12 protein-coding genes are annotated in these 12700 nt (G+C 41.6%); 4 read left to right on the plus strand and 8 right to left on the minus strand.

The features are described from left to right. Positions 1–85 precede the first annotated feature (85 nt). Together ACM5QX_RS07490 and ACM5QX_RS07495 are read right to left on the minus strand one after the other, a co-directional pair. Positions 86–2149, minus strand: a complete 2064-nt coding sequence (locus tag ACM5QX_RS07490; protein ID WP_414753100.1) for a S9 family peptidase — start codon at positions 2147–2149, stop codon at positions 86–88. Positions 2150–2189: 40 nt separating this feature from the next. Beyond that, positions 2190–2948 (minus strand): hypothetical protein, encoded by a 759-nt coding sequence (locus ACM5QX_RS07495; protein WP_414753046.1) that lies wholly within the window; start codon positions 2946–2948, stop codon positions 2190–2192. 272 nt (positions 2949–3220) lie between these two features. On the opposite strand from ACM5QX_RS07495, the gene hemE reads away from it, so the two are divergent. Then, on the plus strand, positions 3221–4273 hold the full coding sequence (hemE, locus tag ACM5QX_RS07500) for a uroporphyrinogen decarboxylase (RefSeq protein WP_190567531.1): 1053 nt from the start codon (positions 3221–3223) through the stop codon (positions 4271–4273). Between the two features lie 210 nt (positions 4274–4483). Next, positions 4484–5443, plus strand: coding sequence for an NAD-dependent epimerase/dehydratase family protein (locus ACM5QX_RS07505; RefSeq protein WP_414753047.1), 960 nt, complete (start codon positions 4484–4486; stop codon positions 5441–5443). An 8-nt stretch (positions 5444–5451) separates the two neighbouring features. Here ACM5QX_RS07505 and ACM5QX_RS07510 read toward each other — a convergent pair whose 3' ends face one another. From ACM5QX_RS07510 to ACM5QX_RS07525, 4 genes are all read right to left on the minus strand, one after another. Further along, on the minus strand, positions 5452–6030 hold the full coding sequence (locus ACM5QX_RS07510) for a Uma2 family endonuclease (protein ID WP_414753048.1): 579 nt from the start codon (positions 6028–6030) through the stop codon (positions 5452–5454). 82 nt (positions 6031–6112) lie between these two features. Then, positions 6113–6961, minus strand: coding sequence for a sulfite exporter TauE/SafE family protein (locus ACM5QX_RS07515; RefSeq protein WP_414753049.1), 849 nt, complete (start codon positions 6959–6961; stop codon positions 6113–6115). 2 nt (positions 6962–6963) lie between these two features. After that, positions 6964–7491, minus strand: a complete 528-nt coding sequence (locus ACM5QX_RS07520; RefSeq protein WP_414753050.1) for a rhodanese-like domain-containing protein — start codon at positions 7489–7491, stop codon at positions 6964–6966. A 45-nt stretch (positions 7492–7536) separates the two neighbouring features. After that, entirely contained in the window at positions 7537–8238 is a 702-nt protein-coding gene (locus ACM5QX_RS07525; protein ID WP_414753051.1) for an MBL fold metallo-hydrolase, read from the minus strand. 120 nt (positions 8239–8358) lie between these two features. Between ACM5QX_RS07525 and ACM5QX_RS07530 the strand changes: the two genes are divergently transcribed. Further along, a complete protein-coding gene (locus ACM5QX_RS07530) occupies positions 8359–8733 on the plus strand; it encodes an ArsR/SmtB family transcription factor (RefSeq protein ID WP_011318596.1) in 375 nt (124 codons plus the stop codon). A gap of 225 nt (positions 8734–8958) precedes the next feature. Then, positions 8959–10560, plus strand: a complete 1602-nt coding sequence (locus ACM5QX_RS07535; protein ID WP_414753052.1) for a B12-binding domain-containing radical SAM protein — start codon at positions 8959–8961, stop codon at positions 10558–10560. A gap of 103 nt (positions 10561–10663) precedes the next feature. On the opposite strand, the gene msrB is transcribed toward ACM5QX_RS07535, so the two are convergent. Further along, positions 10664–11158, minus strand: a complete 495-nt coding sequence (gene msrB / locus ACM5QX_RS07540; RefSeq protein ID WP_011318598.1) for a peptide-methionine (R)-S-oxide reductase MsrB — start codon at positions 11156–11158, stop codon at positions 10664–10666. Between the two features lie 266 nt (positions 11159–11424). Continuing rightward, the gene (locus ACM5QX_RS07545; RefSeq protein ID WP_011318599.1) at positions 11425–12618 is read right to left on the minus strand and encodes a site-2 protease family protein; all 1194 of its coding nucleotides are present in this window, start codon (positions 12616–12618) and stop codon (positions 11425–11427) included. Positions 12619–12700: the final 82 nt, after the last annotated feature.

A 12700-nucleotide genomic window follows, 5' to 3' on the forward strand; every position in this document is an offset into this window, starting at 1 on the left:
GCAGGCGGGTTTAAAAAGCTTGATTTTTTTGCTAGTCCACCTGCGTAGACTGAGTTTGTGTCATGTCCCTTATTCTCAGTCTCATCTACAACCCCAAACGAGCCAAAATAAAAGCATACTCAAAAGCAAGTTCCCGTAGGCTTTCATAACGTCCAGATGCGCCACTATGACCCGCATCCATATTAGTTTTCAACAACAGAACATGATCATCTGTTTTGAGTTCTCGCAGTTTAGCTGTCCATTTGGCTGGTTCCCAATATTTAACGCGAGAATCATTTAAGCCAGCAGTAATTAACAAATGGGGATAATCTTTGGCTGCGACATTATCGTAGGGTGAGTAAGATTTCATATACTCATAGTAGACTTTATCGTTAGGATTACCCCATTCTTCCCACTCCATTGCTGATAAGGGCAAAGATGTATCTAAAATTGTTGTCACTACATCTACAAAAGGTACATCGGCAACTACAACTTTAAACAATTCGGGACGCAAATTAATCACCGCTCCCATCAATAAACCACCTGCACTACCGCCTGTAATAGCTAGGCGATCGCTTATTGTCCAACCTTCGTTGATTAAATACTCAGCACAGGCGATAAAATCTGTAAAGGTGTTCTTTTTCTGCAAAAATTTGCCATCTTCATACCACTTGCGCCCCATTTCTTCACCACCTCGAATGTGGGCAATAGCAAACACTACACCCCGGTCTAGCAATGCTAGTCTAGCTGATGAAAAAGATGCCGGATAAGATGCACCATAGGCTCCATAACCTGTCAGCAGTAAAGGATTTTTCCCATCTTTTTCAATCCCTTTTTTGTACACAATTGATATGGGAATTTGTGTGCCATCTTCAGCAGTAGCAAGTAACCACTCACTCTGATATTGATTTTTGTCATAGTCCCCCAGAACTTCTGTCTGTTTTTTTAACTCCTGCTCGTGGGTTTCCATATCATAATCAAACACAGATGGCGGTGTAATCAAAGAAGTGTAATTAAACCGCAAAATATTAGTATTAAATTCCGGGTTATTCCCTTCATAAAACTGATAAGTTGGTTCTGGGAAAATAATATTATCTTCACTACCTGTAGATATATTTTGTACTCTAGCAGTTTGTAAGCCATCTTTTCTTTCATAGATGACTAAGTGATTAATAAACAGGCTAACTCCAGATAACAGCACATCTTCACGGTGGGGAATAACAGTTTGCCAATTCTCCTTGGATGGCATAGTTAGGGGAGTTCTTACTAATTTAAAGTTTGTAGCAGCTTCATTTGTGACTATATAAAAGTAATCACTATGATGCTCAACGTCATATTCTATTCCAGGTTCCCGTGGATAAATTATCTGAAAGTTACTCTCAGGATTATTGGCATCTAAATAGTGAACTTCTGTAGTGATGCTGCTTTGCAAAGTCATCAATATATATGCTTGACTGCGGGTCTTCCCTACATATAAAGCATAAGCATGATCTGGTTCATGGTAGATTAATTGATCTTGTGTAGGTGGTGTTCCTAAAGTGTGCTTAAAAAGCTGGTAAGGACGATTCGCCGCATCAATTTTTGTATAAAATGATGTTTGATTATCATTACACCAACAAAAAGAAAAATAAGTATCAGCAATAGTTTCTGGATATAACTCACGGGTTGTTAAGTCAAGAAATAAAAGCGTATATTGCTCGGAACCACTGGTGTCATAGGAATAAGCTAGTATTTGATGATTGGGGCTAATAGCAAATATTCCTAATTCAAAAAAATCGTGTCCGGCAGCTAACTCATTCTCGTCTAAAAGTACTTCTTCTGGAGCATCTAAATTTCCTTCTTTTCGACAATGAATTCTATAGTCTTTGCCGGCTTCAGTTCGAGAATAATAATAATAATTATCCTTGCGATATGGTACGGATAAATCAGTTTCTTTGATCCGTGAGAGCATTTCATTATAAAGAGTTTTTTGCAGCGTTTCTGTATGCTGCATCATGACTTTTGTATATGAATTTTCTGCTTCTAGATATGCCACTACCTTCGGGTTATCTATATCGCGCATCCAAAAGTAATTATCTACTCGGCGATCGCCATGCAATTCTAAAACTTGGGGCTGTTTATCCGCAATGGGTGGCGTGATTTGATTTTGCGAAATCTTGTCCTTATTCATCATATATGCAACCTGTACTCTAGATCCAGCAAATAGCCACTTAAGATGAGCTAGTAATTCCGATTTTCCGATGTGAGTTTCTTCTTAAACTACATAAACCAATTGCCGGGATAATTCCTAGAATAATAGCGGTAAATCCTTGTTGACTCCAATACAATATAGGAGTTCGGTAATTTTCGGGAAATAAATTTTGCCCCAAAGAAAGCAACCAAACTAACAAACTAATACACAGGAAAGAAATGGAAGGAAACAAAGTCCACCACCAAGATTTAGTCGTATAACGTCTTAAAACTAACCATTGAAACAATCCCAGCCAAATTCCGGAAAAAATGTATAAAAATGTTGACAAAAAAGCCAATATAACGGTTATTTCTAAGGTTAAACTTTCCTTGAGGGAAGTTGCAATAGACGAAATATAATTAGCCCAACCACTCGCCACACTATGGGCAATCAACCAACCTATGCTGGTAGCCAGTAGCCACAAGCGTCCAGAAATATAACGGCGGATAACTAAAGCTTGATCGGCAGCAAAAACTACAGCAAATACAACATTACTTAGCAATTTTACCCAAAAACTCCAGGTTTCTGGTGCAGAGGCAAAAGCATTCGGCAGGCTTTCCCAGAAAACTTTTTCTAAAGCGATACTGGCAATACCACCTACAACCCAGCCCATAATAGTCATCAAGGTAAATTGCAGAAAGAATATCCGACGTTGGGAACGTGGTATCAATAACTTACTTACGTAAGAATTAGTGTTAGCTGATGCAACACGAGGTGAGCTATGAAAATTGGTTGGCATATTAAGTTTAGTAAAGCTATGAAAAAAGGCAAAATTTAAAAGACAGAGGACAGAATTTGACTAAAGATGTTTATAACTCAACTACTGAATTTCCCTTTTATCAGCGTTTTCAAGTTATTTTGACTCAAGCAAAAAAAGCAATACTAAACCGCAAATTTATTTCCCACCTCCTGCTTCCTGCCTCCTGCCCCCTACCTCCCTTCGATAAAGCGTAATCCCAGAATGATAAGCTAAACAGTGACATAAAAAAGTGACTTAGGATGAAGTGTTAAATGGGTGTTACTTCAACGGCTCCTCACCTTTTGCGGGCTGCTCGTGGTGAAATTGTAGATCGTCCCCCTGTATGGATGATGCGCCAAGCAGGACGATACATGAAAGCATATCGGGATTTAAGGGAAAAGTATCCTTCATTTCGCGATCGCTCTGAAATTCCAGAGGTAGCGATTGAAGTTTCCCTGCAACCTTGGAAAGCTTTCCAGCCAGACGGAGTAATTTTATTTTCCGATATTGTCACCCCCTTACCAGGCTTAGGGATTGAAATGGACATTGCGGAAGGTAAAGGCCCCATCATTCATGCGCCCATTCGCACTCAAGCACAAATTGAACAACTGCGTCCCTTAGAACCAGAAGCAGCTTTACCGTTCATTAAAACCATATTGCAGGCTTTACGCCAAGAAGTAGGTAACCAATCAACGGTATTAGGCTTTGTAGGTGCGCCTTGGACGCTAGCCGCCTATGCTGTGGAGGGGAAAGGTTCCAAAACCTACTCCATCATCAAAAATCTGGCATTCTCAGAGCCAGCGATTCTACATCAACTGTTAACTAAATTAGCAGATGCGATCGCCATTTATGCTCGTTACCAAATCGACTCCGGCGCACAAGTAGTACAGATGTTCGACTCTTGGGCAGGACAACTCAGCCCCCAAGATTATGACACCTTTGCCCTACCCTATCAGCAACGAGTATTCCAGCAAATCAAGCAAACCCATCCTGATACACCCTTGATTTTGCTAGTCAGTGGTAGCGCCGGCGTACTAGAACGCATGGGACAATCTGGTGCGGATATTGTCACCGTAGATTGGACAGTAGACATGGCTGATGCTAGAGCCAGATTAGGCAAACAGATGAAAGTACAGGGCAATCTTGACCCCGGTGTACTTTATGCCTCTAAACAGTTTATCCGCGATCGCATCATCGATACCGTTCGCAAAGCAGGTAACTGGGGTCATATTCTCAACCTGGGACACGGTGTACTACCAGACACACCAGAAGAAAACGTCGCCTTCTTCTTTGAAACAGCCAAGCAACTAAATGTTTTGGTGTAGTCAGTTGTCAGTTGTCAGTTGTCGGTTGACAGTTGACAACTGACAAATTCTCTTATTTCTTCTCTGCGCCCACCGAGGTTTGCTCAACGGGGGGAACCCCCGCACCGCAACTTCTCTCTGCGTCTCTGCGTGAACAAATCATACTTAGGAACTTAGCGTATTTATTAGTTGTCCATTTATCACTACAACTAATAACCAAACTGCAAACACATGACCAAAAAAAGAATTTTTGTGACCGGTGCTAGTGGCTGTATAGGTCACTATATTAGCGAAACCCTAATTCAAGAAACCGATTACGAACTATATTTACTAGTCAGAAACCCCAGTAAATTACAAGTTGATACTCAGGTTCGTCCGGGTATCACTGTCTTACAGGGTGATATGCAAAATATTAGTCAATTTGCTGATTTATTATCCACAATTGATATAGCAATTCTCACCGCAACTGCTTGGGGTGGTGAGCAAACCTTTGATATTAATGTATCTAAAACTATAGAGTTACTAAACCTATTAGATCCAGACCGTTGTCAACAAATTATTTATTTTTCTACCGCCAGTGTTTTAGATAGCCAAAATCAACCACTCAAAGAAGCAGGAGAAATTGGCACAGATTATATCCGGTCTAAATATCAATGCTTACATAAAATATCAGAATTAAGTATTGCCCCCAAAATTACCACCGTTTTCCCCACATTAGTTTTAGGTGGTGATGACAAAAAACCTTACTCCCATCTCACATCAGGTATCCCCGAAGTCACAAAATATGTTAATTTAATTCGCTTCTTACAAGCCGATGGTAGTTTCCACTTCATCCACGGCAAAGATATTGCCAGCGTAGTTAAATATTTAATAGTCAATCCTCCTCAAGAAAATACGTCACGTAGATTAGTATTAGGACAAAAGCGTTTAACTGCTAACCAAGCAATAGAAGAAGTTTGCACCTATTTAGGCAAAAAGATTTCCTTCCGTATTCCCCTATCTTTATCATTGGCAAATCTCATTATTGCCGTCTTTCGCATTCAGATGGCAGATTGGGATAGATTCTGTATGAATTATCGTCATTTCACCTATAACACCGTGATTAATCCTGATAGTTTTGGCTTGCCCAATTATTGTGCAACTATGAGTGATGTTTTAAAAATTAGCGGTGTTGATAGTTCTCACAAGTAGTTCTCAATCTATGCAAAAATTGGCTGTAAATTTAAAATAAAACCAGGAAGAACATTTTCCCCAGATAAACTTGTAGGAGACTGTAATACCTCTGGTGCTTGATAAGGACGATAAATAATCACTAGTTTATCTTTGGGGTTAATTAACCAACCAAGCTGTAAACCATTTGCTAAATATTCCAGCATTTTGGCTTGAGTATCTTCTACATCATCAGTTTCCGAAACCAACTCCACGGCAAAATCTGGACATAAGGGAAGATATTTTTTTCTTTGTTGTGGTGTGAGAATATTCCATCTTTCCATCTTGACCCAAGAAGCATCAGGAGAACGAGTTGCACCATTGGGAAGTTTAAAACCAGTGGAAGAATCAAAAGCTTTGCCTAAATTATTCTGACTGTTCCACAACCATAGTTGACCCAATAAATCAAAATTACGGTTTCCTGTTTCCCCCCCAGTGGGTGACATGATGACCAATTCCCCTTCCGCAGTTAATTCCAAACGCAACTCTTGATTTACAGCCACAATTTGTTCAAATTCCTCATCCGTAAATTTAAGATGAGGCGGTAACTGTAATGTTAAAGCAGTCATAATTCGTTCCACCCTACTAAAATTCGGCGTTGCGGCAAACCCAGATGCAGTCAACAAGGAAGATTTAGCCTCTACCTCTACTTTAAAAAGTATCGTCAATCAATGCCTGCTTTTGCCAGCTAACTTTTGCTGATGTTGCCGACTTTGGTGAAAATACGCCACGATTTTGAAATAACACAAATGCTGCTACTGCTAGCAGAAAATAGCCAAAACTCTTTTGCAATCTAGCCGCAGGAACAAACCTAGTCAAATACGCACCAAGCAAAGTCCCACCGCTAGCAGCGAGGATAAAACTAAATATGAGGTTCCAATCTAGGGTGATGTGTCCCAGATAACCGAGAAATCCAGCGATCGCATTCATGGCGATAATGAATAAAGATGTGCCAATTGCTGCCTTCATTGGTAATTTAGCAAGTAACACCAAAGCTGGAATAATCGCAAACCCGCCACCAACACCAACTAACCCCGTCAAACCACCAACGATAATTCCCTCACTCATCAACCACAACCAGCAATGTTTACATACTGGTGGCGGGTAAGGTAACTCATCATGAGTTGTTTTAGTCCCCATACTGCGCTGAATCATGATGACACTAGCCACCAACATCAACAACCCAAACAGCAACATTTGTATGGTGTCGGTAATAAATGGCAGAGTTGCCAACCTAGCACCGAAGAACGCCCCTAACATTGTCGCCGCACCAAAAATATAGGCGGTTTTCCACTGGATATTTCCTGCACGCCAGTGAGAGATGCTTCCTAATAAACTAACTGTACCAACAATTACTAGAGTCATAGCGATCGCATTTTTTGGGGCAATTCCCATGACATATACCAATACAGGTAAAGCCAGCACCGAACCACCCCCACCTAGTAACCCCAAACTAATGCCAATACCAACGGCGAGGAGATGACCAATTATCCAAGTCATATTTACGCCATCCGACGGTTATAAGGTAGTTTCGCCAGTAAGTTACCCATTGCACAGGTATTTGTCACCCCAGCAAACACCAATCCCCCGCCAACAAACCCACTCAAAATTAAGAACCAAGGTGAGACAAATGCACCTAACACTGTTCCTAGAAAGACTAAGGAACCTGCAACAATTTGCACTTGTCGCATCAAACTAATAGGGGCGCTGAGGTTAACTTTCGTGGGTAAACCTGCGGCCTTCCAAGTGGGTAGCCCGCCTTGGAGTTGATAAACGTTGTTAACACCCGCATCTACCAATTTCTGCACAGCTTGATGGGAACGATTCCCTGAACGACAATATAAAACGATGTTTTCACACTGGGGTGTTACTTGGTCAGCCGTGAGATTAGATAAAGGAAGTAGCTTTGCATCAGGAATATGTTCGGCTGCATACTCCGCCGCTTCGCGCACATCAATTAATAGAACTGTATTTTCCTCTATCCATTGCTTAAGCGTGATGGCATCGATTTCCGTCAAGTTGTTTGTCATTGTTTTAATTCCTGGTCAAAAATACTAATTTCTCAACCCTGATACTCAAGAAGAAGTCATCGCCACATCTCCGCAGCGCTGGTTTGCTGGCACAGCTTCCATAATTTTTCGTGGGTTTGGCAGATTTAAATTGCCCATCAACTCGATAAATTCTGAACGACTGCGCCCAACCAATCGCAGATTAAACTTTTTTTCTTCGCCAATTGTGGACACTGTTTGTCCGTGATAATCGTGACCTGGATAAACGAGTGTCGAATCAGGAAGCGTCCAGAGGTTTTTGGTAATACTGTCGTAAAGTGCTGCTGCACTACCACTTTGAAAATCCGTGCGTCCACAGCCACGAATCAGCAGGGAATCTCCTGTGAGTAAGTGGGTTTTATTGACTAAATAAGCCAAGTGGCTATCCGTGTGTCCTGGTGTAGCAATAGCTTCAATGACAACTGACCCGAATTGCAGCACGTCACCAGGCTGCATTTTTTTGTTAGCACAGGTGGCATTTGCACCAAAAGGCACAATGTTCTCACATCCTATTTTTTCACGCAGTTTCCCCGCACCCGTGATGTGGTCAGCGTGGATATGTGTTTCTAAACAGTAGCCTAGTGTCAAATCCAGTTCTGTCAATAACTTCTGGTCACGTTCGACTTGTTCAAGCACTGGGTCAACGAAAGCAGCAGTTTTAGTTTCCAAGTCTGCAATCAAATAAGTATAAGTGCTGGTTTCTGGGTCAAAAAGTTGCCGGAATAACATAGCTTTTGATGAGTAACGTCTCGTTTTTCCACTATACTACTATATAGTAATATAATATTTATGTTTTATAATGCTTTAAGATAAATTGTCAAGAAAAACTATACTGAATTGCTCTTAAGTATGCTCGAATCGTCACCAACTGCACTTGCACCGGTAGCTGATTATTTCAAGGTATTGTCTGAAGTAAGTCGCTTACAAGTATTGTGTGCGCTTAAATCTGGTGCAAAAAATGTGACCGAAATTATAGAAATTACCCAACTCAAACAAGCTAATGTTTCCAAACACCTACAAATTTTGGCGCAGACTGGTATTATCAAGCGCCAACCCCAAGGGGTGAGTGTCTTTTATGAAATTGCTGACCCCATAATTTTTGAATTGTGTGAGTTGGTTTGTCAGCGATTGGCACTGCAATTATCAGAAAAATCGCAGCAACTCAAACAACTGGAAAATAGTGCATTAGGACTAAAAGATGGAATAACCGCACAGCGCGGCTGATACTTGAAACATATCATGTGTTTTTAGTCAAGTATGCCTAACTTGAATTTTGCCATCTTCATGGAACACCACCCTGTGAGATCAAGTCCAATACGTAGTGTATTGTTTGAATAATTGCCAAGCAAAAGCATTAACGGTAAACTGAAGCCAATTTAGAAAATAAGTTAATAAGTAATTATTTTTGTTAGCGTGGGATCACAATCACAGCGTGAGGATTGATACAAGATGCGAATTCTACTAGTTTATCCAGTATTTCCAAAAACTTTTTGGTCATACGAAAAAATTCTAGCCTTAGTCGATCGCAAGGTGTTGTTACCACCCTTGGGTTTAGTAACAGTAGCGGCGATTCTGCCCCAGGAATGGGAATTTAAGCTGGTAGACCGCAATATCCGTCCAGTAACCGAGGAAGAATGGGCTTGGGCAGATATCGTTATTTTCTCAGCGATGATTGTTCAGAAACAAGATTTACTTGAGCAAATTCAAGAAGCAAAACGCCGTGGTAAGTTAGTCGCCGTCGGCGGCCCCTATCCCACATCTACACCTCATGATGTGCAGAACGTCGGGGCAGATTTTCTCATTCTTGATGAAGGGGAAATCACCCTACCCATGTTTGTGGAAGCAGTGCAACGGGGGGAAACATCTGGAACTTTCCGCACCGCAGAAAAGCCAGATGTGACAAGCACACCCGTACCCCGCTTTGATTTACTAGAACTGGATGCCTATGACATGATGTCGGTGCAGTTCTCGCGCGGGTGTCCCTTCCAGTGCGAATTTTGTGACATCATTGTTCTCTACGGACGCAAACCACGCACCAAAACCCCAGCACAGTTGTTGGCAGAGTTAGATTACCTATATGAATTAGGCTGGCGGCGTGGTGTGTTCATGGTAGATGACAACTTTATCGGTAACAAGCGCAATGTGAAATTGTTACTGAAAGAGTTGAAAGTCTGGATGGCTGAACATCAATATCCCTTTAAATTTGATACAGAGGCTTCTGTTGACTTAGCGCAAGACCAAGAAATGCTAGATTTAATGGTCGAGTCTGGCTTCTCTGCGGTCTTCTTGGGAATTGAAACACCAGATGAAGATAGCTTACAACTAACCAAAAAATTCCAAAATACACGCAGTTCCCTAACAGATGCAGTGCAAACCATCATTAAAGCTGGATTGCGCCCAATGGCTGGGTTTATCATCGGTTTTGATGGTGAAAAAGCAGGTGCAGGCGATCGCATTGTCCGTTTTGCTGAACAAGCCGGTATCCCGTCCACCACCTTTGCCATGTTGCAAGCCTTACCCAACACAGCATTATGGCATCGCCTGAAGAAAGAAGGACGACTACGGGAAAATAAAGAAAGTAACATCAACCAAACAACGTTGATGAACTTCATCCCCACCCGTCCCCTAGAAGATATTGCCAGGGAATATATCGAAGCCTTTTGTACTCTATACGACCCAGTAAAATACTTAGACCGCACCTATCGTTGTTTCCTCATGTTGGGTGCGCCGCGTTACAAAACACCATTCAAAATGCCAGAGTTGGTAGTCATTAAAGCCTTGTTAATCGTTATTTGGCGACAAGGTGTCAAACGAGAAACCCGTTGGAAATTCTGGCATCACTTGTTTAGCATCCTCAAGCATAACCCTGGAGTGGTTGAACATTATATTTCCGCTTGCGCCCACAATGAGCATTTTCTAGAATATCGCCAAATTGTGCGCGACGAAATTGAAAAACAACTAGCTGAATATTTAGCCCAAGGTGCGGAGAAACCTTATGTTGTCCCTCCTGTAGAGACACAAGAGACAAAAGCTGAGGCTGTTGTTAGTTAAATAGATAGAAAATAGTTAGCGATCGCTTTCTAATTATCACAGATTAGAAGGCGATCGCTTTCATCTTGAATTGGGACTAAGACTAATCTTGCTTTTGCGTCCCTTAGGCAGGCTCAAACTTTAACGATACACCATTCATACAGTAGCGCTTACCTGTGGGTGCAGGGCCATCATCAAACACATGACCTAAATGTCCGCCACAACGACTGCAATGTACTTCCACCCTAGTCATAAAAAACGATCTATCGGTAGTAGTGCCAATTGCACCTTCAATAGGTGTAAAGAAACTAGGCCAGCCAGTACCACTGTTAAATTTAGTATCGGATGTAAACAAGGGCTGTCCGCAACCAGCGCAAACATAAGTTCCCTCACTATATTCCTTATCGAGTGAACTAGTAAAAGCACGTTCAGTTCCATGTTTCCGCAACACACGAAACTGTTCTGGGGTTAATATTGTTTGCCATTCTTGTTCAGATTTGGCGATTTCAAACTTGGTATTAGAAGCTGCCATAATGCTTGACCTTTGGAAAATATAAGGTGGTAACAAAGCTGTGCCAACTAATGCAGCACTAGTTTGTAAAAAATAGCGTTTTTTCATATGCGCCGGATAGTTTTAATCAATCATCAATATTAGAGACCATAGGTGATAGAAAGCAGAGAAGAGGATTAAAAATTGCTTGGTGTCGGTGTTTTATGATGGGCAACTTCTATGATTGTGAGTTTTTAGGGAGTTAGGGCAGTTTCCTGAACGGGAAAACTGCACGTATACAATAATTTTACATTACTTAACATAGCTTTCCCAGCTTGAAAAAGGGTGTATGGGAAAGATATCTTTCATTGGCATTGCCTTCTCCATGACACTACCTAATTAATAGACTTGGCAATTACCCCCAATTGCAGCCCCGGCGGATAACTACCTTCTTCTTTGATACGCTTAATTTCTGCGTCAGTCATACGCAAACCTAATTTTTGTGCCAATGCGCTGACAATATCTCCCCGGTCAATTATTCCCGCAACAGCGCCAGCCGGAGTAAGTACTGTGACACGGGGTAACTGTTCATTTTCTAGCTTGTTGATGACTTCAGCGATGACAGTGGATTCTGCAACTGTAGGTATTTCTGTGAGGGGATGGGCGATGCTGTGGAGAGTTTGAGTTTCCCATGCGCTTCTTTCCACCAGGCGTAAATCCTCGATGGCGACCATACCGCGATAACGACCATCGGAGGCAGCAAAATAAACTTCTGGGTTGGTAGTTGCCAATAGGTAAGAATCAGCAAAGGAACGTAAGGTCTGGTCGGCATCAATGACACGAAAATCACGAGTCATGGCATCAGCAGCCGTTACCTTTAGCAAGGTTTCTTGTAATGTGGTTACGCGGTCGTAGCTGTTGGCATTGCGAACCCCAAACCAACCTAACAGCACAATCCACAAGCCTGTAACTAATTCTCTAGTAAAGAAATCTACAGCAAAACCTAAGGCGATCGCACCATAACCTAAAATTTGTCCGGCTTTGGCTGCCCAATGTACTGCTTGAAAACGGTCTCCGGTAATTTGCCAGAGTGCAGCCTTCAACACTTGACCCCCATCTAAAGGTAAGCCGGGAATTAGGTTAAATAAGGCAACAATTAGGTTAATTCGTGCCAAATCAGCCACCATCAGACTAACCGGGCTACTATCAGATACAACAGTACTCCCCAACCGTAAGAGTAAAAATAAGCCAATACTCACCAAAGGCCCAGCAATGGCTACTTGAAACGCTTTACCCGGAGTTTTGGATTCTTCCTCAATGGCGGCAATCCCACCAAACAAAAATAAGGTAATAGAGTTTACTTTAATCCCTTGCGATCGCGCTGCCAAACTATGACCTAACTCATGCAATAACACCGAACCAAATAGCAACAACGCCATAATTAGTCCAGCAGTCCATGCTGTCGCCGTTCCCCATTCTTGGTAAGCCACACCAAAGTTCAGTGTTGCTAAGCCCAAAATTACAAACCACAAAGGATCTAAAAATAGGGGAATACCAAATAAAGACCCGATTCTCCAATTTGTCTGCATCACATTGTCCTGAAACTAAATATTTTTAGTGAATACATCACATATACTATGTGTGTTTTTTTGTATACGATTTTTCTATTTT

Source organism: Anabaena sp. CCY 9910, assembly GCF_963920875.1.
Classification (GTDB): domain Bacteria; phylum Cyanobacteriota; class Cyanobacteriia; order Cyanobacteriales; family Nostocaceae; genus Trichormus; species Trichormus variabilis.